General features: G+C 37.9%; 22 protein-coding genes. 20 read left to right on the forward strand and 2 right to left on the reverse strand.

The window, feature by feature from the left end; genetic code table 11:
• Positions 1 to 25 precede the first annotated feature (25 nt).
• From ACFSBH_RS04965 to ACFSBH_RS05045, 17 genes are all read left to right on the forward strand, one after another.
• Positions 26 to 319, forward strand: coding sequence for a YerC/YecD family TrpR-related protein (locus ACFSBH_RS04965; RefSeq protein WP_251511773.1), 294 nt, complete (start codon positions 26 to 28; stop codon positions 317 to 319).
• A gap of 323 nt (positions 320 to 642) precedes the next feature.
• On the forward strand, positions 643 to 1,341 hold the full coding sequence (gene pcrB, locus ACFSBH_RS04970; protein WP_251512025.1) for a heptaprenylglyceryl phosphate synthase: 699 nt from the start codon (positions 643 to 645) through the stop codon (positions 1,339 to 1,341).
• Between the two features lie 12 nt (positions 1,342 to 1,353).
• Positions 1,354 to 3,567: a DNA helicase PcrA gene (gene pcrA, locus ACFSBH_RS04975; protein WP_379596365.1), complete on the forward strand. Its 2,214-nt coding sequence runs from the start codon at positions 1,354 to 1,356 to the stop codon at positions 3,565 to 3,567.
• 14 nt (positions 3,568 to 3,581) lie between these two features.
• Complete coding sequence (ligA, locus tag ACFSBH_RS04980; RefSeq protein WP_379596366.1) at positions 3,582 to 5,588, forward strand: NAD-dependent DNA ligase LigA; 2,007 nt, start codon at positions 3,582 to 3,584, stop codon at positions 5,586 to 5,588.
• Between the two features lie 6 nt (positions 5,589 to 5,594).
• The gene (locus ACFSBH_RS04985) at positions 5,595 to 6,713 is read left to right on the forward strand and encodes a CamS family sex pheromone protein (protein WP_379596367.1); all 1,119 of its coding nucleotides are present in this window, start codon (positions 5,595 to 5,597) and stop codon (positions 6,711 to 6,713) included.
• Between the two features lie 182 nt (positions 6,714 to 6,895).
• A complete protein-coding gene (gene pruA, locus ACFSBH_RS04990; RefSeq protein ID WP_379596368.1) occupies positions 6,896 to 8,443 on the forward strand; it encodes an L-glutamate gamma-semialdehyde dehydrogenase in 1,548 nt (515 codons plus the stop codon).
• A 219-nt stretch (positions 8,444 to 8,662) separates the two neighbouring features.
• Positions 8,663 to 9,931: a helix-turn-helix domain-containing protein gene (locus tag ACFSBH_RS04995; RefSeq protein ID WP_251511785.1), complete on the forward strand. Its 1,269-nt coding sequence runs from the start codon at positions 8,663 to 8,665 to the stop codon at positions 9,929 to 9,931.
• Between the two features lie 14 nt (positions 9,932 to 9,945).
• Positions 9,946 to 10,095, forward strand: coding sequence for a hypothetical protein (locus ACFSBH_RS05000; RefSeq protein WP_251511786.1), 150 nt, complete (start codon positions 9,946 to 9,948; stop codon positions 10,093 to 10,095).
• 540 nt (positions 10,096 to 10,635) lie between these two features.
• A complete protein-coding gene (gene gatC / locus ACFSBH_RS05005) occupies positions 10,636 to 10,932 on the forward strand; it encodes an Asp-tRNA(Asn)/Glu-tRNA(Gln) amidotransferase subunit GatC (RefSeq protein ID WP_251511787.1) in 297 nt (98 codons plus the stop codon).
• A 34-nt stretch (positions 10,933 to 10,966) separates the two neighbouring features.
• Complete coding sequence (gene gatA / locus ACFSBH_RS05010; RefSeq protein WP_251511788.1) at positions 10,967 to 12,433, forward strand: Asp-tRNA(Asn)/Glu-tRNA(Gln) amidotransferase subunit GatA; 1,467 nt, start codon at positions 10,967 to 10,969, stop codon at positions 12,431 to 12,433.
• Positions 12,430 to 13,860, forward strand: coding sequence for an Asp-tRNA(Asn)/Glu-tRNA(Gln) amidotransferase subunit GatB (gene gatB, locus ACFSBH_RS05015; protein ID WP_251511790.1), 1,431 nt, complete (start codon positions 12,430 to 12,432; stop codon positions 13,858 to 13,860). Before gatA ends, gatB begins: the two co-directional genes overlap by 4 nt.
• A gap of 154 nt (positions 13,861 to 14,014) precedes the next feature.
• Positions 14,015 to 14,926 carry a diacylglycerol kinase gene (locus ACFSBH_RS05020; protein WP_251511791.1) on the forward strand — a complete coding sequence of 304 codons (912 nt, stop codon included), beginning with the start codon at positions 14,015 to 14,017 and terminating at the stop codon, positions 14,924 to 14,926.
• A gap of 123 nt (positions 14,927 to 15,049) precedes the next feature.
• The gene (gene rlmD, locus ACFSBH_RS05025) at positions 15,050 to 16,429 is read left to right on the forward strand and encodes a 23S rRNA (uracil(1939)-C(5))-methyltransferase RlmD (protein ID WP_251511793.1); all 1,380 of its coding nucleotides are present in this window, start codon (positions 15,050 to 15,052) and stop codon (positions 16,427 to 16,429) included.
• Between the two features lie 65 nt (positions 16,430 to 16,494).
• A complete protein-coding gene (locus tag ACFSBH_RS05030; RefSeq protein WP_251512026.1) occupies positions 16,495 to 16,917 on the forward strand; it encodes a VOC family protein in 423 nt (140 codons plus the stop codon).
• 308 nt (positions 16,918 to 17,225) lie between these two features.
• Positions 17,226 to 17,369 (forward strand): hypothetical protein, encoded by a 144-nt coding sequence (locus tag ACFSBH_RS05035; RefSeq protein ID WP_251511794.1) that lies wholly within the window; start codon positions 17,226 to 17,228, stop codon positions 17,367 to 17,369.
• Positions 17,359 to 19,371: an FtsX-like permease family protein gene (locus tag ACFSBH_RS05040; RefSeq protein WP_379596371.1), complete on the forward strand. Its 2,013-nt coding sequence runs from the start codon at positions 17,359 to 17,361 to the stop codon at positions 19,369 to 19,371. The genes ACFSBH_RS05035 and ACFSBH_RS05040 overlap by 11 nt, the downstream gene beginning before the upstream one ends.
• A 103-nt stretch (positions 19,372 to 19,474) precedes the next feature.
• Positions 19,475 to 20,365, forward strand: coding sequence for an alpha/beta fold hydrolase (locus ACFSBH_RS05045; protein WP_251511796.1), 891 nt, complete (start codon positions 19,475 to 19,477; stop codon positions 20,363 to 20,365).
• A gap of 40 nt (positions 20,366 to 20,405) precedes the next feature.
• Here ACFSBH_RS05045 and ACFSBH_RS05050 read toward each other — a convergent pair whose 3' ends face one another.
• Together ACFSBH_RS05050 and ACFSBH_RS05055 are read right to left on the reverse strand one after the other, a co-directional pair.
• On the reverse strand, positions 20,406 to 20,621 hold the full coding sequence (locus ACFSBH_RS05050) for a hypothetical protein (protein ID WP_251511797.1): 216 nt from the start codon (positions 20,619 to 20,621) through the stop codon (positions 20,406 to 20,408).
• A gap of 22 nt (positions 20,622 to 20,643) precedes the next feature.
• Positions 20,644 to 21,357, reverse strand: coding sequence for a GAP family protein (locus ACFSBH_RS05055; protein ID WP_251511798.1), 714 nt, complete (start codon positions 21,355 to 21,357; stop codon positions 20,644 to 20,646).
• A 98-nt stretch (positions 21,358 to 21,455) separates the two neighbouring features.
• Here ACFSBH_RS05055 and ACFSBH_RS05060 point away from each other — a divergent pair, with 98 nt between their 5' ends.
• From ACFSBH_RS05060 to ACFSBH_RS05070, 3 genes are all read left to right on the forward strand, one after another.
• Positions 21,456 to 22,052, forward strand: coding sequence for a TetR/AcrR family transcriptional regulator (locus tag ACFSBH_RS05060; RefSeq protein ID WP_251511799.1), 597 nt, complete (start codon positions 21,456 to 21,458; stop codon positions 22,050 to 22,052).
• 102 nt (positions 22,053 to 22,154) lie between these two features.
• Positions 22,155 to 22,724 (forward strand): dihydrofolate reductase family protein, encoded by a 570-nt coding sequence (locus ACFSBH_RS05065; protein ID WP_251511800.1) that lies wholly within the window; start codon positions 22,155 to 22,157, stop codon positions 22,722 to 22,724.
• 71 nt (positions 22,725 to 22,795) lie between these two features.
• Positions 22,796 to 23,227: an N-acetyltransferase gene (locus tag ACFSBH_RS05070; RefSeq protein ID WP_251511802.1), complete on the forward strand. Its 432-nt coding sequence runs from the start codon at positions 22,796 to 22,798 to the stop codon at positions 23,225 to 23,227.
• Positions 23,228 to 23,321 lie beyond the last annotated feature (94 nt).

Here is a 23,321-nt window from a genome sequence, read left to right on the forward strand (position 1 = left end):
TGAAATAAAGCAGGAGGTTAATAAATTGCAAATTGATAAACTACGAGGAGAACAATTAGATCAATTATTTGATGCTATTTTATCGCTGAAAAACCGCGAAGAATGCTATCAGTTTTTTGATGATTTGGCAACGATGTCGGAAATACAATCTTTTGCCCAGCGTTTACAGGTTGCAAAAATGCTTCTAGAAGGAGCAACATATAGTGCCATCGAAAATGACACGAATGCATCTACAGCAACAATTTCCAGAGTTCGCAGATGCATCAATTTTGGAAGTGATGGTTATAAATTGGTCGTCGATCGTTTGAAAGAAGAATAATTGCAATATAAAAAACAGCAAGAGCACCTGCTCCTTGCTGTTTTTTACTGCTAATTTTGAGCAGCGTTGCTACTTTCAAAACAGTAGCTTCCGTTTTATCTAGGATTTTTTCCAATTAAAAATCATGCCATTATTTTTCAAAAAACATTATAATAGTTACCTATTTTCCATTCCATAAATCATCCCGAAAAACGTTAATATTAGCCTTATTTTAACACCACAACATTTCCCCAATAATTCCACATCAATTTCCTAAATTCCTCTAGCGTTTTTTGTTATAATAAACAAATGGAAGAACATAATGGAGGATGGAACGGTTGACTATACAAGCAAATCAATTAAAAGAATGGAAACATATATTCAAATTGGACCCGGCAAAGGAAATCTCGGATGAGGACTTGGACGCTGTCTGTGAGTCAGGGACAGATGCGGTCATTATTGGCGGTACGGATAACGTCACATTGGACGGTGTTTTAGATTTATTGTCAAGAATCCGCAGGAACCATCTTGTGCCTTGTATTCTTGAGGTTTCTGAGGAAGAGACATTAACTCCCGGATTTGATTATTACTTTGTACCAATGGTGCTCAATTCCAAGGAAAAGAAGTATATGATGGATGTGCAGCATCAGGCTATTAAGCAGTATATTGATATGATGGAATATAGTGAGATTTACTTTGAAGGATATTGCATCTTAAATGAAGACGCGAAAGCTTTTACATATACGAATTGCTATTTACCAGATGCGGAAGATGTGAAGGCGTATGCCTATATGGCGGAGCATGTTTTCCACTTGCCGATTTTCTACGTGGAATATAGCGGCACGTACGGTGACCCGCAACTCGTGAAGGAAGTTAGTGATGTACTTGAAGATACGTTGCTCTTTTATGGAGGCGGAATCGAAACGAAGGAACAGGCAATCGAGATGAAGGAACATGCAGATGTCATCATTGTCGGAAATAGTATTTATACGAATTTGAAAGAAGCACTTAAAACAGTAGAAGCAGTAAAAGAAGAAGGGTAAGGTGTTGGAAAAATGAGTCGGACAACCGAAGAGTTATTGGCCGGACTGAATAAAGAACAACAAGAGGCTGTAAAGCATACGGAAGGTCCACTTCTGATTATGGCCGGAGCAGGAAGTGGAAAGACAAGAGTACTTACCCATCGGATTGCTTATCTTTTAGGTGAAAAAGGAGTGGCTCCTCGAAATATTCTAGCGATAACTTTCACGAATAAAGCAGCTCGAGAAATGCGGGAGAGGGTAAGCAAGTTAGTCGGACCAGAGGCGGAATATATGTGGGTATCCACGTTCCACTCGATGTGTGTACGTATTTTAAGAAGAGATATAGATCGGATTGGTTATAACCGTAATTTTACAATCCTTGATAGTGGTGACCAACTATCAGTTGTGAAACAAGTATTAAAAAATCTTAACCTCGATCCCAAACAATTCGATCCCCGTGCAATGCTTGGTCAAATCAGCAGTGCTAAAAACGAACTGATTTCTGATGCAGATTTCGAAAAAAAAGCTAGTAACTTTTACGAGCGACAAGTTTCCCAAGTCTATACAGGGTACCAAACGATGCTACGGAAAAATCAATCCCTGGACTTTGATGATTTAATCATGCAAACGATTCTTCTCTTTAAACGTGTCCCAGAGGTCCTCGAATTTTATCAGCGTAGATTCCAATACATTCATGTAGATGAGTATCAGGATACAAACCATGCTCAATATTTCCTTGTAAAACAATTGGCTAGCCGCTTTCGAAATCTCTGTGTTGTTGGAGATTCTGATCAGTCCATCTATCGTTGGAGAGGTGCGGATATCTCAAATATCTTAACCTTTGAAGAGGATTATCCAAATGCAAAAACGGTCTTATTGGAACAAAATTATCGTTCTACAAAATTCATTCTTCAAGCAGCAAATAAGGTTATTGAGAATAATACTGGGAGAAAACCGAAGAATCTTTGGACAGACAATATCGAAGGTAATAAAATCAATTATTATCAAGCACAAACAGAACAAGATGAAGCACTATTCGTCATCGAACGGATTAAGGAATTAATGAGGGACGGATACCAGCCAAGTGACGTCGCCATTCTATATCGGACGAATGCTCAATCCCGTGCGATGGAGGATACGCTCGTAAAATCCAACATATCCTATCAAATGGTCGGCGGCACAAAGTTCTACGACAGAAAAGAAATTAAGGACATGCTGGCTTATCTGCGTTTAATTACGAATCCAGATGATGACATTAGTTTTGAACGGATTGTCAATGAACCAAAACGGGGAATTGGGAAATCTTCCATTGAAAAACTTAGAAGTTATGCGACTATGCATGATATTTCCTTCTTTGAGACATTAAAAGAAGTCGATTTCACTGGAGTGTCGCCTCGAGCTGCCAATGCATTGGCCAAATTCGGAGAGTTAATTCAAAGCCTTGTCGATCAGCAAGAATTTTTAACGGCAACCGATATGGTCGAACAAGTACTTGAACGGACAGGTTACGAAGAAATGCTGAAAAGGGAACAATCACTCGAATCACAAAGCAGGTTGGAAAACTTGGAGGAATTCAAGACGGTTACTCAGGAATTTGAGAAGCATGCGGAAGATAAAACTCTCGTTGCCTTCTTGACCGACCTGGCTCTCATTGCAGATATCGATCGGATGGACGAAGAAGAAAGCTCCGAACAAAAAGTAACCTTGATGACGTTACACGCTGCGAAGGGACTGGAGTTTCCTGTAGTCTTTTTAATCGGAATGGAAGAGAATGTGTTCCCGCATAGCCGTTCCATGTTTGATGAAGAGGAAATGGAAGAGGAAAGAAGACTTGCCTATGTAGGAATTACACGGGCGGAAAAACAGCTTTACTTAACCAATGCTCGTATGCGTACATTATATGGACGCACCAACATGAATCCAGTCAGTCGTTTCATTCAGGAAATTCCTGATGAATTGATTGAAGGATTCGAAGTGGCACAGGAAACGAGGTTTGGGCAGCCTTTTGGAAGTAGGAGTGAGACATCCTTCCCGCCAAAACGTAAAGCCCGCCGTATCGAACGGACATCCACTGCTGCAAGTGAAGAGTGGAATGCCGGTGATAAAGTCAAACATAAAAAATGGGGAGTGGGCACCATTGTCCGTGTTCAAGGTGAAGGAGATAAAATGGAATTGGATATTGCATTTCCGGCACCAACAGGGATTAAACGACTGCTTGCTCAATTTGCTCCAATTACAAAAGAATAGAGGTGCTTTCTTCTGTGGATAAACAACAAGCAAAAGAAAAGATTGATGCATTAAAGGAAGTACTTAATCAATATGGCTATGAATATTACGTACTGGATCAACCTACTGTACCCGATGCAGAATACGATGCGAAGTTAAAGGAACTAGAAGAGCTGGAAGAAAAATTTCCGGAATTCATCACTCCAGACTCGCCGACGCAGCGGGTGGGTGGTACATTGTTGGAAGGCTTCGAAAAGGCGCGTCATCGTGTGCCGATGCTTAGTCTTTCGAATGCATTTAATGAAGAAGATTTGCGTGATTTTGCAAGAAGGGCAACGAATGCTCTCGGTACAGACATCACCTATATATGTGAGTTGAAGATTGATGGATTGGCTGTTTCATTGACCTATGAAAATGGACAGTTTGTGCGTGGCGCAACCCGGGGAGACGGAACAGTCGGCGAAGATATAACGGCGAACTTAAGGACGGTGCGGAGTATTCCACTAGTTCTTAAAGATGAGGAGACCTTGGAAGTCCGCGGAGAGGTGTTTATGCCAAAACGCTCTTTCGAGAACTTAAATAAGGAAAGAGAAGAAAAAGGACAGGAATTATTCGCCAACCCTCGTAATGCAGCTGCTGGTTCATTGCGCCAACTCGATCCGAAGATTGCTGCAAGTAGAAATCTCGATGTTTTCCTGTATGCAGTCGGTGAATGGGAAAATAATACGCTACCTACACATAGTGCCCGATTGGAGCGCTTGAAGGAACTTGGTTTCAAGACGAATCCAGAATGGAGAAAATGCAAGACGATTGAAGAAGTGATGGAATTCGTCAATTACTGGACAGAGGAACGCCCAAATCTTCCGTATGAGATTGATGGTATTGTCATTAAAATTGATGACCTTGCCCAACAAGAAGAACTTGGCTATACCGCTAAAAGTCCAAGGTGGTCGATCGCCTATAAATTCCCTGCTGAAGAAGTGATGACAAAGCTCTTAGATATTGAACTCAGCGTTGGAAGGACAGGTGTTGTGACACCTACTGGAATCTTGGAACCTGTACGAATTGCTGGTTCTACTGTGGGACGTGCTTCCCTGCACAATGAAGATCTGATTCGGGAGCAGGATATCCGGATTGGAGACACAGTCGTTGTGAAGAAAGCGGGCGACATTATTCCTAAAGTTGTACGGGCTGTAAAAGAACAACGTACAGGGAAAGAAGTTGAATTCACGATGCCTTCCCATTGTCCAGCTTGTGAAGCTGAACTCGTCCGGTTGGAAGAAGAGGTAGCATTAAGATGTATTAATCCAAACTGTCCTGCACAACTGATGGAAGGGATCATTCATTTTGTTTCCCGAAATGCGATGAACATTGATGGTCTCGGAGAAAAAGTTGTCATGCAGCTTTTTAACGCAAAATTAATTCATACGATAGCGGATTTATACCGTTTAGAGAAGGAAGAACTATTAAAACTGGAACGAATGGGTGAAAAATCAGTATCTAACCTTCTTGAAGCCATTGAAGCTTCCAAAGAAAATTCATTGGAAAAATTAATCTTTGGTTTAGGTATACGTTTCATTGGTGAAAAAGCTGCCCGGATTCTTGCACAGGAATTTGAAACGATGGATAGATTGCAGCAGGCAACTTACGAGGAGCTTGTAGCAGTTGATGAGATTGGAGAAAAAATGGCTGATTCCGTCGTGCAATATTTTGAGGAAGAAAAGGTTGGCGTACTGCTCAGTGAATTAAGTGAACTCGGTGTTAATATGGAATATAAAGGACCGAGGAAAAACGTTCAGTCAGAGGGCACCCCATTTTCGGATAAAACGGTGGTCCTTACTGGAAAACTCGAGCAGTTGAACAGAAACGAAGCGAAAGAAAAAATAGAAGCACTTGGCGGTAAAGTCACAGGTAGTGTAAGTAAAAAAACTGACCTAGTGATTGCTGGGGAAGCAGCAGGATCTAAATATGAAAAAGCAATGAAACTCGGAATAACTGTATGGAATGAGGAGCAGCTGCTGGAAGCGTTAAATGAGGAGTGATGGGGAATGAAAAAATTACAGATACTATTTTTAAGTGCACTCCTATTGCTTGCTGGTTGTGCGCCATCAATAAATGATGATGAAGTTTTACAACATGAAGATGACTCAGAGGTAGAAACATCGATTGTACCGGGAAATCGCTTAGGAGAAAGTAATTATCGGATGATTCTTCCTTATCGCACAAGCGAGGCGCGTGGAGTTATCACTCGACAGGTTGCAAATCGTGTGGATATCGACGAAATGGAAGAAGGATTAAGAAGGCATTCACTTGATGTTTTCAATCCGGAAAAATATTTCTTCCAAGAAGGAAGATATTTAACAGAATCAACAATTATTAATTTAATCGAAGAACTTAACCCAGGGACGCGTGATGAAAGAAGGAGTTGGGACCGTGAAAAACATGAGGACAATCCAAGGATATTCTCTCATATCTTAGAGCAGAACTATCTTCTTCCTGGCGAAGGTAATTCGGTCCATGTTGCAGGCATTTCGATTGGAATTGCCTTGAAATCAGTGTATCGCTATCAGGTTGAGGTTGGAGGACCGTCCTTCAATTACGATATTTCCATGAATGAAATGTTGGCTAAAGGATATGAAGTTGCTGATACTATCGTACAAGAATTAAGGGAAATGGAAGATGTCCCTGACGTACCCATTATGGTCGCACTCTATCGTGAAGAATCGCAGTCTTCACCAGTACCAGGAAATTACGTGACAAGAACGATTGTCCCAAGTGGCAGCAGTTCCATTGATGGTTGGGAAGATATTGATGAGGAATATATTTTATTTCCATCGAGAGAAGCGGAAGATAAGTATTTAACTGACTTGGAAAACTTTAATCGATTTGGAAATGAAATTGCGAAATTCTTCCCTAACTATGTTGGAGCAATTGGTAAAGGATTTTATGTGAATGGTGAATTACAACGAATGACGATAGAAGTACCTATTCAATTTTATGGGAAAGCAGAGGTAATTGGGTTCACCCAGCATGTGTATGAGAAGATAGGAGATATCTTCCAAAATCACTATGACCTCGAAATAAATGTCACATCTAATGATAAAGTAGAAAGTCTTATTTATCGTAATGCCCGAGAGGAAAAACCTAACGTTCATATATATCATTAATAGCTCTTTAGTAAAAAGCCGTTTCATAACAGTTTTAACTACCTGTTATGAAACGGTTTTTCAAATTTACAAATATATCAACCTATTAATATTTGAACCGCTTTCATATTTTCGTTACAATGGAATTTGAGATTCATATACAAGGTTAATTTGATTGTATAACATTTTAAGGAGGTTTTTTCATGGTAGTACCTTACACACATGAACCATTCACAGATTTTTCTGTAGAAGAGAACCGAAAGAAAATGGAGGAAGCTTTGAAAAATATCGAAGCTGAATTCGGTAAAGAATATCCACTAGTTATAGGTGGAGAAAGAATAACGACCGAAGATAAAATCAAAGTTGTAAACCCTTCCAATAAAACGGAGATTCTAGGGTATGTATCTAAATCAAATAAAAACCTTGCTGAAAAGGCCATGCAAGTTGCTGATGAGACGTTTAATACATGGAGAAAAACGGATCCTAAATTCCGTGCCGGTGTATTATTCCGTGCAGCAGCAATTATCCGCCGGCGTAAGTTCGAGTTTAATGCCCATCTCGTTAAAGAAGGTGGTAAACCATGGAAAGAAGCGGATGCGGATACTGCAGAAGCAATCGATTTCCTAGAATACTATGGCCGACAAATGTTGAAGATTAAAGATGGTGTTGAAGTAAACAGTCGACCAATTGAACATAATCAATTCCATTACATTCCACTAGGTGTGGGATTAGTTATTTCCCCATGGAATTTCTTGTTTGCGATAATGGCAGGTACAACAGTTGCGTCCATGGTGACTGGAAATACCGTTTTACTTAAACCGGCAAGTACTACTCCAATTATTGCGTATAAGTTTATTGAGGTTTTAGAAGAAGCTGGTATGCCTAAAGGGGTGGTCAACTACATTCCAGGTCCAGGAAGTGAAGTTGGCGACTATCTCGTTGAACATCCACGTACCCGCTTTATCAGCTTTACGGGCTCCCGTGAGGTAGGTACTAGAATTTTTGAAAAAGCGGCGGTCATCCAAGAAGGACAAAAGTGGCTTAAACGTACCATCCTTGAAATGGGTGGAAAAGATACCATCGTAGTGGACAATGAAGCAGACCTTGAATTAGCTGCGCAATCCATCGTTCAATCTGCTTTTGGCTTTTCCGGACAAAAATGTTCAGCATGTTCACGAGCAGTTATTCATGAAGATGTCTACGATCAAGTGAAAGACCGTGTAGTGGAGCTGACAAATGAGTTGACCGTTGGAGATCCTGCTGACCAAAATCATTTTATGGGACCGGTAATTGACCAAGCAGCTTATGATAAAATCTTGAAGTATATTGAAATTGGGAAAGAAGAAGGAGAGCTTCTAACTGGTGGGGAAGGAGACGACAGTAAAGGCTGGTTCTTGAAACCAACTGTATTTGCTGATGTCGATCCTCAGGCACGTATTATGCAAGAAGAAATCTTTGGTCCAGTAGTTGCACTGACAAAAGCGAAGGATTTCGAAGAAGCGATTGAAATTGCTAATAACACAGAATACGGGCTGACTGGTGCAGTAATTACGAATAATCGTGAGCATCTGGAACAAGCCCGTGAAGACTTCCATGTTGGAAACCTTTACTTTAACCGTGGCTGTACTGCAGCTATCGTCGGTTACCAGCCGTTTGGCGGCTTTAATATGTCAGGTACTGACTCTAAAGCTGGCGGCCCTGATTATCTCATCCAGCATATGCAAGGAAAAACTACCTCGGAAATGCTTTAAAATAGCTTTCTAAAAATGAAAAAAACCACCTTTATTGCTTTTAAGAGCAAATAAGGGTGGTTTTTTCTTGTGAGAGGAAAATTCGAAACATTCAACCCTGATAATCGACCTTAAAAGACATTATTTTCCCAATATGAATTTTTAGAAATTATGCTATACTAGAAATATAGCAAATATAGACGAGAATAGTATTACAGTAGAGATTGCAGGGTGACTTTGATGATTGAAATCGGCTCATTCATAAAGATGCAGCGTACAAAACAGAAAATGACTTTGGGTGAGCTTGCGGAGGGAATTGTATCCGTTTCTTATTTATCAAAAATCGAGAATCTGAAAACAGAAGCAAGCCCACACATCATTCAACTCTTATGTAATCGGCTTGGGATTGAACTTGATCGCAACATGGATGATGTCATCGAGGAAAAATGTGAAAAATGGTTTGTCATGCTTCTAGATAAGCAAGACGGAAATGAAATCAAAGAATTATACAATGAATTACAGGAATTATTAGATAGTAATTTATCTGATCGTGTACTATTATTCGAGATTCATAAAATCAGATATTTCCTATATCTCGACGAAGAAAAATTAGCATTGGACCAAATCAATAAATTGAATAAAATGGCTAGTTCCTTCGATACGAGAGAACTCTATTACTGGTTTAAATTCCGTGGAAACTATAATTCTCAAGTTGGAGAAGATACTACCGCGATTGAAAGATACAAAAAAGCAGAAGAATTATCACGTAATCTGGATATACCCGAAGATGAAATTGCAGATTTGCAGTATACTATGTCGATAGCATACAGCCAAGTCAGAAATACGCTTGAAGCTATTGCTTATGCGAATTATTCTTTGGATATCTATATGAAAAAATATAATTTCCTCCACTGTGCTAAATGTCATATTGTACTTGGAATATCATATCGCCGGCTTAAAATGTATGATAAAGCGATTGAAAATTATAATCTCGCAAAACATCTTGCCGGATTGAATAGCAACCAAGAACTTATTCAGCTAACTAACCAAAACCTTGGTTACCTATATGCCACATTAGGAAAAAATAAAGAAGCAATCAAATTTTATTTGGAAATCGTAGAGGATAAAAATGTAAATAAACAGGTTAAAGTTGGTGCAATAACCGATTTAGTCAAAGTTTACTATGTTACAGAGGAATTTACGAAAGCCAAAGAAATGATTGATGAAGCGTTAAAATTATTAGATCAAATTCCACAGAATAACGCTTATGATTTTTATTACCATGTCATACATACCTATTATTATTCCATCACGAATCAGGCAAATAAATTTGTGACTCTTGTGAAAAATAAATTTATTCCTTTACTAATAAAACGTAAAGACCATGCGAATACGGTGATTTTCGCATCTATGCTTGCCAAACATTACGAAGGCATCCATAAGTATAAGGATGCAACTAAATATTATAAACTCGCTAATAGTTCATATAGAGAGTTATCAAACCTTTAAAGGAGGGATGAAAAATGAAAAAACTATTTGCTGGTATTACCTTAGCTGCAGTAATCGTTTCAGGAGTATTTTTCGCAGTCAACTCAGATCCAATTGAGACAACTTGGGGTGAAAGACACCCACCTATTGTAAAATCACCATGGAACCTTGATTCTGATTATTAAGTATTTTATTATCCCCAATAATGAATACATTTTTCCTGGAGTAGACCATCTGCTTCAGGATTTTTTTTATGAATGATTAAAAATCTTGATATTTGTATAGGCTTTTATATCTAGATGGTATATTCTGCTTTTGGCTGACGTCTAGCTTCAGCGACCAGGGGCTGCCTGAACTTCCTGCGCTTTCAGTCGATAAGTCAACATCGGCTCGTTCCTCACCGTGTTTCCTTTATCTCCCTGCACCGCAGTTTAGTTCGGAAGCCCCTAAACGGTCGCTTTTGCTTTTGGTTGACGTCTAGCTTCAGCGACCAGGGGCTGCCTGAACTTCCTGCGCTTTCAGTCGATAAGTCAACATCGGCTCGTTCCTCACCGTGTTTCCTTTATCTCCCTGCACCGCAGTTCAGTTCGGAAGCCCCTAAACGGTCGCTTCCGCTTTTGGTTGATAATTTGCTTACAGCGAGGCTTCTCTGCTATCATCAATAGTGTTATAATAAAAAAATGAAATAAATGGTTTTTAGTTGATAATGCTAGGAGGTTCAAATAATGGGAAACGTTATTTCAAAAGAAAAAGTGATGCATGTCGCTGAATTAGCTAGACTTCACATCACTGACGAAGAAGCTGAAAAGCTAACGGATGAATTGAAGTCGATTATTGAGCATGCTCAACTGCTAAATGAATTAGATACATCGGACGTAGAACCTACAACCCATGTATTGAAATTGACGAATGTCATGAGGAAAGACGAACCTAAGGAATGGATAACCCAAGAGGAAGCTGTAAAAAATGCTCCTGATCAGAAAGACGGTCAATTCCGAGTTCCATCTATTCTCTCTGAATAAAAGCTATAAGAACATTTAATAAGGAGGAAACTTCATGTCATTATTTGACCACTCGATTAAGGAGCTTGAAGAGAAATTACATAATAAAGAAATTTCCGTTCAAGACCTAGTGAAAACTTCATTAGATCGTATTAACGAAGTAGAAGATAAAATTCAAGCATTTATCACCATAGATGAAGAAAACGCGATGAAACAAGCTAAAGAGTTGGACGAAAACCCAGAAGAAAAGGCTCTTTTTGGACTTCCAATTGGTATAAAAGATAATATTGTCACAAAAGGCTTACGTACTACTTGTGCCAGCCTGATGTTAGATAACTTCAATGATCCGCTTTATGATGCAAATGTCGTAGAAAAGTTAAAGGATCAAAAGTCAGTAACGATTGGTAAATTAAACATGGACGAGTTCGCAATGGGCTCTGGTACAGAGTTTTCTTATTATAAATCGACAAAAAATCCATGGAATACAGATTATGTCCCTGGAGGATCAAGTGGTGGTTCTGCCGCTGCAGTAGCAGCTGGAGAAGTTCTGTTCGCTCTTGGTTCAGATACTGGTGGATCAATTCGTCAACCGGCTGCATTTTGTGGCGTGGTTGGTATGAAACCAACATACGGCCGAGTGTCTCGTTTTGGTTTAGTTGCTTTTGCGTCTTCTTTAGACCAAGTTGGTCCAATCACTCGAACTGTTGAAGATAATGCAAGAGTTTTAGAAGTGATTGCTGGACATGACGAACGTGATTCTACTAGTGCAAATCTTGAAGTTCCTGCTTACACGGAGACTCTTACAAACGATGTAAAAGGTCTTAAAATTGCCGTTCCGAAAGAGTATTTCGGTGAAGGCGTTACGGAAGAAGTGAAAGAAGCTGTCAAGTCAGCTCTAAAAGTATACGAATCACTTGGTGCAACATGGGAAGAAGTATCGTTACCACATTCTAAGTATGCATTATCTGCATACTATTTACTTGCGTCTGCTGAGGCATCTGCGAGTCTTGCACGTTACGATGGAGTCCGTTATGGATACCGTTCGGAAACAGGAAAAAACATGATCGATATGTACAAGTACTCCAGAAGTGAAGGCTTTGGAGAAGAGGTAAAACGTCGTATCATGCTTGGAACCTTCGTATTAAGCTCAGGCTATTACGATGCTTATTATAAAAAAGCACAAAAAGTCCGTACGTTGATCAAAAATGACTTTGAAAAGATTTTTGAGGAATTTGATGTTGTTATGGGACCTACAACACCAACAACAGCGTTTAAGATTGGTGAAGAAGTTGATGATCCAATGACGATGTATGCGAATGATATCTTGACGATTCCAGTGAACCTAGCTGGTGTACCAGGATTATCATTACCATGTGGATTCTCTAAGGAAGGTCTGCCAATCGGTTTACAAGTCATCGGTAAACATTTTGATGAGGCTACAGTTTATCGTGTGGCGCATGCTTTTGAACAAGCAACAGACTTCCATAAACAACGCCCCAATATTGGAGGTGCAGCAAAATGAACTTTGAAACGGTAATTGGTTTAGAAGTGCACGTTGAATTAAAAACAAAATCTAAAGTTTTCAGCCCGAGTGTGAATGCATTTGGTGACAAGCCGAATAGTAATGTGAATCCGATTGATTTGGCTTACCCAGGAACACTTCCTGTCATCAATGAAGAAGCGGTGAACTATGCAATGAAAGCTGCGATGGCTTTGAATTGTGAAATCGCGACACATATGACATTCGACCGAAAAAATTATTTTTACCCGGATAATCCGAAAGCTTACCAAATTACTCAGGATGAAACTCCGATCGGCAGAAACGGTTGGATCGAAATTGAAGTGGGCGGTAAGAAGAAAAAAATCGGTATTACTCGTGTCCATATGGAAGAGGACGCAGGTAAATTAATCCACGGTGACGACGGATATTCGTATGTCGACTTCAACCGTGCAGGTTCGCCACTTATTGAAATTGTATCGGAACCAGACATGCGTACACCAGAAGAAGCTTATGCTTATCTTGAAAAATTAAAGAACATTATTCAATATACTGGTGTTTCCGACGTGAAGATGGAGGAAGGTTCTCTACGTTGTGATGCGAATATTTCCCTTCGTCCGATTGGTCAAGAGAAATTCGGAACAAAAGCGGAGCTAAAAAACTTAAACTCTTTCTCATTTGTCCAAAAAGGACTAGAGTTTGAAGAGAAACGTCAGGAAAAAATCTTGCTTGCTGGTGGAGAAATTCATCAGGAAACTCGTCGTTATGATGAGAAAACAAAAGAAACGATTCTCATGCGTGTGAAAGAAGCAGCGGATGATTACCGCTACTTCCCAGAACCGGACCTTGTGGCATTATATGTTGACGATGCTTGGATGGAAAGAGTTAGAAACGAAATTCCAGAACTTCCGGATGCACGCCGTATACGTTATGTGAAAGAACTTGGACTTTCTGAGTATGATGCAAATGTCCTAACAAGCTCGAAGGAAATGGCTGATTTCTTTGAAGCGACAATTGCTGAAGGAGCAGATACGAAACAAGCATCCAACTGGTTGATGGGTGAAGTATCCGCATATATGAACAAGCATCTAAAGGAACTTCCTGAGCTTGCGATTACTCCAGAATCCCTGGCGAAAATGATTAAACTGATTGAAGATGGTACGATTTCTTCTAAAATCGCTAAGAAAGTTTTCGCAGAAATTGTAGAAAAAGGTGGAGATCCAGAAGAGATTGTAGAAGCAAAAGGACTTGTACAGCTCTCAGATCCTGTGAAACTGAAAGAAATCATCAACCAAGTACTGGATGAAAATGAACAATCCATCATTGATTATAAAGAAGGTAAAGGCCGTGCGTTAGGTTTCCTTGTTGGTCAAACGATGAAAGCAACAAAAGGACAAGCTAACCCGCCGATGGTTAATAAAATCCTTAAAGAAGAAATTGAAAAACGTTAATGAAATTACGAGAATCCCAATTAATGGGATTCTCTTTTTTACGACAAATTTATACATGCATATAGCTCGGGCTTTTAAAATTGAGTAAAAAAGCTTATGATGAATGGTAGAGATTAACCAAAGATGCCCTTACATTCATTAGGGAGGATGTTCAATGAAAAGAGCACGATTAATTTATAATCCAACTGCAGGAAAAGAAGCAGTAAAACGTGAACTTCCATTTATCCTGGAAACACTTGAGAAAGCTGGTTATGAAACGTCAGCACATGCAACAACAGGTGAAGGGGATGCTACAGAGGAAGCAAGGCGTGCAGTGGAACGAAAACATGAACTTGTAGTTGTTGCGGGCGGGGACGGTACAATTAACGAAGTGATCAACGGTATCGCTGAACAGGAGTATCGACCAAAACTGGGTATCATCCCAGCTGGAACAACTAATGACTTTGCGAGGGCGTTACATATTCCTCGTGATATAAAAAAGGCAGTAGAAATCATTGCTGCTGACCAATCAATGCATTTAGATATCGGAAAGGTAAATGAGCAATACTTCATTAATATAGCTGGTGGCGGTAGATTGACTGAACTGACGTATGACGTTCCAATCAAACTAAAGACGGTCCTTGGTCAACTTGCCTACTATATTAAAGGTATAGAAATGCTTCCTTCACTAAAACCGTCAAGAGCAAGAATCGAGTATGATGGCGAGATAATTGAAGAGGATATTATGTTGTTTTTAGTATCTAATTCCAACTCAGTTGGTGGTTTTGAAAAGCTCGCTCCTGATGCTAAATTGAATGATGGTTATTTTGACTTGCTTATTTTAAAAAAGGTTAATTTAGCTGAGTTCATTCATATTGCGAGCCTCGCTTTAAGAGGGGCGCACTTAAATAGTGATGATGTTTTTTATGCGAGGGCAAAAAATATTAAAGTAACACCTTCAGAGAAGATGCAAATAAATATTGATGGTGAATATGGGGGATTACTGCCTGGGGAATTCTCCAATTTGAAGCAGCATGTTGAAATCATCGTCCCAACTGTATTCATCGAACAACAAAATGAAAATTAGCTATTTTGAAACCTTCAACTCCATCATCAGTTGAAGGTTTTGTTATTTATTCGGACAGCCTGCATGAGATGACCAAGATATGGTAAGATAAGGTTTATATACAAGAAAAAAAGGAAGATAATAATGGCAAAATCAACAGCTCCGGTAAAGAAAAATGAATATATCGATTTAAAGTTTGAGGATTTGACCCACGAAGGAAATGGAGTGGGTAAAATAAATGGCTATCCTATATTTGTACCCTATGGGTTACCCGGGGAAGATGCAGTTGTCAAAGTAATTAAGGTTAATAAAAACTTTGGCTTTGGTAAACTGATTGAATTGAAGAAAGAAAGCAAGGAAAGAGTGGAACCCCCTTGTAATGTGTATTATAAATGTGGCGGATGTCAGCTCCAGCATATGAGTTATGACCTCCAGCTCTTTATGAAACAAAATCAAGTAAAAAATGTATTGCGGAAAATTGCTCATCTGGATCATGTCCCCGTACACCCGACGATTGGTCTTGAGGATCCTTGGCGTTACCGCAACAAAGTCCAAATCCCTGTCGGAGAAAAGGATGGGGAATTGATAACAGGCTTCTACCGCATGCGCAGTCACGATATTATTGAGGATATGGAAACTTGCGTCATTCAAGATGAAGTTAATGACCGAATGGTCCATGCTGTCCGTCGTATCGCGAATCGTATAGGAATTGAGGCATATGATGAAAAAAGCCATCGCGGTGTACTTCGGCATATTATGGTGCGTACAGGCAGAGAAACACAGGAAATCATGATTGTTCTTATTACTCGAACAGAAAAATTACCACACGCTGACAAGTTGATTCGAGAATTAACAGAGACATTCCCAAATATCAAGTCCATTGTGCATAACATCAATAACAAGCGGACAAATGTCATATTCGGTAATAAAACAAAGACGATTTGGGGAGAAGATTATATATATGACACCATTGGGGATATCCGGTTTGCGATATCGCCCCGCTCTTTCTATCAAGTGAATCCAGTACAGACAAAAGTTCTCTATGAAAAAGCATTGGAGTATGCACAGATTGATGAGAATGATGTGGTTATCGATGCTTACTGTGGAATTGGTACAATTTCCCTATTCCTTGCTCAAAAAGCAAAGAAGGTATATGGAATTGAAATAGTACCAGATGCCATACGCGATGCCAAGATGAATGCTGAACTCAATGGCATAACAAATGCGGAATTTGTAGTAGGGGAAGCGGAGAAGGTAATGCCGAAATGGAAGAACGAAGGCTTTACTCCAGATGTGATCGTTGTAGATCCCCCGCGTAAAGGCTGTGAAGTAGACTTCCTCCAGGCGATGATTGAAATGGAGCCAAAGCGGATTGTTTACGTATCTTGTAACCCCTCAACCTTAGCAAGGGATTTAGTTATCTTAGAAGAAGGCGGATATGAAACGAAAGAAGTCCAGCCAGTCGACATGTTTAGCCAGACAAATCATATTGAGGCAGTTTGTTTGTTGGAGAGGAAGTTGTAGATCTCCATTAAACTTATGCCAACTTCAACACAAATTCAGTTTAAAAGGAAGAAGAGTTGTTTTTAATGATTTTAGGTGTACATCCTTATATTAGAACGAATGGAAATGGTCAAGAAGTTGTAAAGTTTTATGAAAATGCATTGGAAGCAGAGGTTTTAGGTGTTCAAACTTATGGTGATTTTCCTGAGAACCCTGAATTTCCTCTATCTGATGAAATGAAAGCTTTAGTTGCACATGCGCAATTGAAAATTGGTGAATCGTATTTGATGATATCAGATAATTTTCCAGAAGAGCCATATCAAATTGGAGAACAATTAAACATTGCTCTTTTATTTAAAGATGTAGAAAAAGTAAAAGTTATTTTCGAAAAACTGCAAGATGGTGGAGAAGTCATATTGCCATTGCAGGAAACTCCTTTTAGTCCAGCATATGGGCAAGTAAAAGATAAATATAGCATTACTTGGCAAATTTCAACCGTTGGAGAATAAGCCTTGTATTTAAGAATCAATCAGCAGTGGGAAATGCTCCACTGCTGTTCTTTATTTTGTTTTCTTTTATTGTATGGTTTATTTAGCAAGAGTTTTTTTATCGGACTTGTTTTAAATCAAAAAGTGGAATGATCTTCTACTTAATATTTGTAATTGTTTAACAAAAGTTTATGGTTTACAATTTAATATATAAAAGATACCCAGGAGGGGATCATATTCATTGGGAAGGATATTAACCATAATTAGAGATGTCAGATGATAAATGGCGGAAGTTACTTTGGTTACTATGCTTAAAAGAGGGACGAAGAATGAATATATTACGAGCAAATCAATTAGTGAGGTTATATGGGAATGTAGGAGATGCTGGTGCTACAAAACCTTTAGACGGTATCAGCCTCTCAATTACAATGGATAGTCTGGCGGTCTTAGGGGGAGAAAGCTATGACATTTAAGCAACTTGTGTGGAAAATGGCAAAGGTAAATAAAAGGAAATATATCTTTTATTTTTTATGCAAAAGCTTTACTGTCATGGTTTTCTTTATGTTTTCAACGGTATTCTTTAATAATGAAATTATTGATAATCCGCAAATTCAGCACGGGATGAATGAAATACTAATGATTCCAGCAATCGCTTTACTTATTTTTACAGTATTCTTCATTAGTTATGCTCACTCTATTTTCATTAAAAGAAGGAAAAAAGAATTTGGTTTATTTATGACCTTAGGAATGACTAATCGTGATCTTATAAAATTAATATTAATCGAAAATGTAGGGATTGCACTGGTTTCTATTGGAACAGGGATTCTATCAGGAATTGTATTTTCACGTTTATTTTTTCATATTTTAATGAGTAATGTGGGGATAACAGATATTCCTTTTTATCTCAATGAAAAGATGTTTCTTTATACTATCGGGATATTTCTTCTTGTTTTAATAGTTGCGATAGGTAAATCGTTGATTCTGATGCAGATCACTGAACTTGTGAAAATCTTGAAGTGGGATCGTATCTCGGAGAGTAAGCCCCATAAAAATCCAATTTTAGGTGTAGTGGGAATAGGAATTATTATATTTTCTATGTCAACTCTCTATATATTTACTTATGAAAAGAAATTCAACTTAGATCAGAAATTTTTTAAATATATATACGAGTTGGGAGAAGGCACACTTTTTATTTTATGTACAATTAGTCTAATCCTTGGTTTATATTTGGCTGTTTCCCGATTTGGTAGTTTTTTACTCAAGTATACTAAAAAGTATCCAAACATCTATTATCGTAGACTCTTAGTTTTTACGAACATCGACTATAAAATTAAGCAACTTAATTCAACGTTCATGCTCATTATTATTATGGCAATGGTGACTATTTTTTATAGTACAATGACCTTAAATTTTTACTCTAATGCAGAATATATTGCAGAAGAACTTCCATACGATGTAGCTTTTGTCCAAACAGAAACAAAAAATAAAATCTCCTTAGATGAGGCATCTGAAATATTTAATAGTAACAATCAAGTGATACTTGAGCATCTTCTTATAGAAACACTTGATTATTTCGAGTACCACCCCCAATGGAATTTTATGTATAGGTATACGTTTATTCCAGTAGAAAGTTTTAATAAAATTTCAGAAACACAGCTTCATATTAGTGAAGGACAGTATATTTATTTGATAAGTTCTGATACTTCAGAGGAGAACAGGGATTATACAAAAGGATTTAAATTTGACAATGGAGAGAAAAACATCTCGTTAGCTTTACAGGATATGGTGTTTGAACCGATATTTGATTATCGTTTTCATTATTATAATCCAGATTTTATTTTAGTGAATGAGAAGGATTACGAGATGTTGAGAAATTCCCTAGATGTTTATCCTGCCGAGATACATTGGCTAAATTTGACTAACTGGAAACAATCAGCTGAAGCGGTTAATGAATTAAAGCAAAAATTACATGAAAGCAATCAATTAACTCCTAAAATTGATGAGTATCCTATTGGGCAAATCTCCCCATGTTCTGAAGAGGAGTTATTGGATCCTGTTTCAAAAATAAATGAATATAATATGAGTAGAATAGATGGCGGGATTATATTCTTTGTATCCACTTTTTTAAGTATCTTATTTTTCTTTGCGACGTTTATTCTATTATACTTGAATTTATTTACGGATATTGAACAGGAAAGAATAAAATACAGGAAGTTATATAAGATAGGGATTACAAAAAAAGAGGTCAAAAAGATGGTTACAAACGAACTTAGGATTTTGTTCTTTTTGGCACCAATTATTGGAATCATCTTAAGCGCTATATATGTGATAACTATTGTACAAGATAGTGGTGGTATCATGTCTGAACCTATTCTAATTGTAAACTTTCTAACAATTGGCGGTTTATATCTACTCTTTCAAACCATTTACTATTTCTTTGCGACGAGGAAGTTTTTAAAGGAGATAGTAAGCTAGATATTCTTATTATCTAACATGCAAAATAAACTTTAATAGAGATGATCTAACACTACTTAACAAAGGAATCCAAAGCGGAGAAGAGGTATGGAAGGAGAATAATATGAAAGAAAAGAGTCCGAGTGAAAGCCCTCGGATAGGAACGTTTGTTGACAAGGAAGCTGAGGAAGAGTTTCTTAAAGTATATGATGATGTAATGAGACAATGGCCGAATTCGCGTGAGGAAATGAATTTGGAAACTAGTTTCGGCCCGACACATGTTTATGCCTATGGAAATAAACAGGGAGACCCAATAGTATTACTGCATGGAGCAAACAGTACTTCTGCATCATGGGCAAATTTTGTTGTCCCACTTGGTGAGCACCATAGAATATTTGCGGTAGATACAATCGGAGATGCAGGGCGAAGTATTCAAACAGCACCTATTCAGCATGCTGATGATTATGTGGTTTGGTTAGAAGAAGTCTTTCAGGAGTTGAAATTAGAAGCAGTACATTTAGTAGGTGCCTCCTATGGTGGCTGGATTACTTTAAACCAGGCAATACATTCTCCTAGGTCACTTCAATCGATTACACTTCTCGATCCGGCACGTGCACTAGCCGGTATTTCGTATAAGGCTTGGCCATTTATGTTATGGGCAAGCCTAGTTGGACCAGATTCCATACGACGTGGATTTATCCGATGGACTGGAGCGGGCTCCTTACCAAGTAATACGCAGACTGATTTAGTAATAGCAGCGATGCGTGATTACAAGATGCAACGTATACCTCCACAATATGTTAGCGATGAAGAACTCCAATCAGTAAAGATATCAACGCTCCTGCTTCTAGGAGAAAAAAGCCCTATGCATAATTCCAGACGGGCTGCTGCCCGAGCAAAGAATCTATTACATGATGTTGAAGTAAAGATTATTCCAAAGGCAGGCCATCAGTTGCCTGCCGATGTAGTGAATGATTTAATTTTGAAGTTCATAGAAAGTCGAAAGAAAAAATGAGATGGATTAAAGAGGGAGATATAACTATCCCCCTCTTAGATTATTTCGCACTTCTCGGTGAATTTTTCATGGATAATAAACCAATAATCCCTCCTATTACAATCAATAAAATATCCATCCCGATTTCCCAACCTTGAAATACATCCATATAATTTACCAAAAACCAACTTTTTCCGCCATCAGTCAGATGATTGATTAAACCTCCTACTCCTTGAATCAGGAAAAGTAAACTAATTCCGCTAATAATTTCTTTCATGTTTTACACCTCATTTATATTATTAATTTAAAATACCTCTGATACCGATATTGAAAAAGACTGCACCAACTAGGCCGATTGCTACTAACAGTGAAGAAACCGGTGCTTCATTCAGTTTTGATTTTATGTTATTCAGGAAATGCTGCAGTTTATTTCTAAGCACCATATTAATTCCCAGCAATAATAGGGAAGGGAACACCATGACAAGATTGTAGCCTAATATGATAAAGACAGAAGAAGCTTGATTAATGGTTAGATGATTTAATAGAAAGATCGAGTAGAAGTACGGGAGTGCCGTTATAAATTCAATTAGGAACACGATAATTCCTAGAATAATCATTCCTTTAATTGATGTTTGTCTCGGGATCCATGATGTGAGACGATCTTTTGTGCTTTCCTTTGGCTTTATAAAACTAATTAGAACAAGAAGTGTTCCAATAACTGTATAGAGCCAATTGATTACATCAAAGCTAGATAACTGGTCAATTAAGTCCAATAATGTATCTCCACCAAAGTATAATAACAGTCCAATCATGAAATAACCCGACTGAATAACGAGCAAAAATACAAATAGTCGTGATGATAATTGATTTGGTTGTGTCAGTAGTAAATAGCCGGTAACAGCAAGCACCCCAGGGCTTAACACATCAATTACGGCACAGATGGATATAATTATCAGGGCTACAGGAAGGTCTATTGATGAAGATGGCATCATTGTTTCGATGATTTCAATCAAAAGATTAGTTCTCCCTTCGTGTAATGTGGTATTATTTTTATAACACATCGTGCTAAAATTATAATAACACACTGTGTTATAAAAAGGAAGTGATTTTTTTGCCAAAAATAGTGAATCATGATCAAAAACGTAAATTAATTGCGGAAGCTGCATGGAAGATAATTAAAAACGAGGGAATTGAAAAAGCATCGATACGAAGGGTTGCAGCAGAAGCCGGCATGTCTTCTGGTGCTTTAAGACATTACTTCTCAACTCAAGATGAAATGCTTTTGTTTATTATGGACTATTTCTTTGATGCAGGTAAAAAACGCTCTGATGATAAAGAATGGTCAGAAGATCCTTTAAAGGCAGTGGAGGAAGTGTTACTGGAGCTTGTACCAATCGATGAAGAAAAGAAAATTGAAACGAGTGTCTGGTGGATTTTTGCACTCCGTTCCCTTACGAGTCATGCATTAAAGGAGAAGAAAGACGAATTGACTGATGGTACATATGAATTAGCAAATTCAATGATCGAGATACTAACTCTAAAAGGGATTTTATCCGATTCAGTTAACGTAGAATTAGAAAGAATTCGGTTATCCGCATTGATTGAAGGGCTGTCATTCCATGCTTTGTTAAGACCAGATGTCTATACTCCAGAAAAGGTGAGAGAAGTAATCAGTTACCATTTAAAAACACTATGTAATAATGAATAAGTACTTGGAAATATTTTAATTGGTTACCGTTAAGGATATAGTTGCCATGACGAATAATTTCAATTACTAACCAATTTTTATAAGGAAAAAGGAGATAAAGGTATGGCAATGAATGACAAAACAAGAAAAGTCATTTTAGATTTAGCAGTTACTTTAGATGGATTTATTGAAGGACCGAATGGAGAAGTTGACTGGTGCATAATGGATCCTGATATGGATTTTGCTAAATTCTTAAATCAAATTGATACCATTCTATATGGTAGAAAGAGCTACGATATATGGGGGCAATACATTCCTAAAAACGAAGAATCGGATACTGAAAAAGAAATTTGGGAACAGGTTCATAGTAAAGAGAAATATGTATTTTCCAGAACACTAAAAGAGATTAATCATACTGCGAATTTAATTAACGATAACATTGTTGAAGAAGTGAATAAATTAAAGAAAAAGCCTGGTAAAGACATCTGGCTATATGGTGGGTCAAGTCTTATTACGACTTTCATAAATAAAGGTTTGGTTGATGAATTTAGGCTATCGGTTCACCCTGTTGTATTAGGGGAGGGTAAACCTTTATTTACTGATATAGAGGGAAGAGTGAATCTGAGACTAATTGATACAAAGAGTTTTTCTTCGGGTGTTGTCCAACTTATCTACCATCACAATAAAAACTAGAAAAATGAATATGATGCTGGTAGTTCATTGGAAAAAAACAGCTTAATTAATGGCGATGAAGGGATGATAATATGGTCATCAGAAAATACAATAAAACTGAAGTTAATACACTACTAAAAATATGGTATGAAGGTTCTGTAATCGCTCATGACTTTATTGATAAAGATTATTGGAAATCAAAGCAGACGGATATGAGGGAAGCTTATCTCCCTATGTCTGAAACATATGTGATAAGTAACGAAAAAGAAATCAATGGCTTTATATCCATGGTCGATGATTATTTGGCTGCACTGTTTATTGATGTTAAGCATCAAGGCGAAGGGTACGGAAAAAGATTATTAAATTTTATAAAGGATCGCAGGAAGAATATACAACTGAAAGTCTACAAGAAAAATAGGAACGCCGTTGATTTTTATCTGAGAAATGGTTTTGTAATAAAAGAGGAATTGATAGATGAACAGACTGCTGAGGAAGAGTTTCTTATGGAGTGGGAAAGAGTATAAGTGGAACAGATATGTTTAGGGGGAGAAATTAATCTCCCTTCTAAACTTCTAGTTCTAATCAATCGAAGAAAATAAACCAAATAACTAGTTTTTT

This window comes from Oceanobacillus luteolus (assembly GCF_042678205.1).
Taxonomy (GTDB): Bacteria; Bacillota; Bacilli; order Bacillales; family Amphibacillaceae; genus Oceanobacillus; species Oceanobacillus luteolus.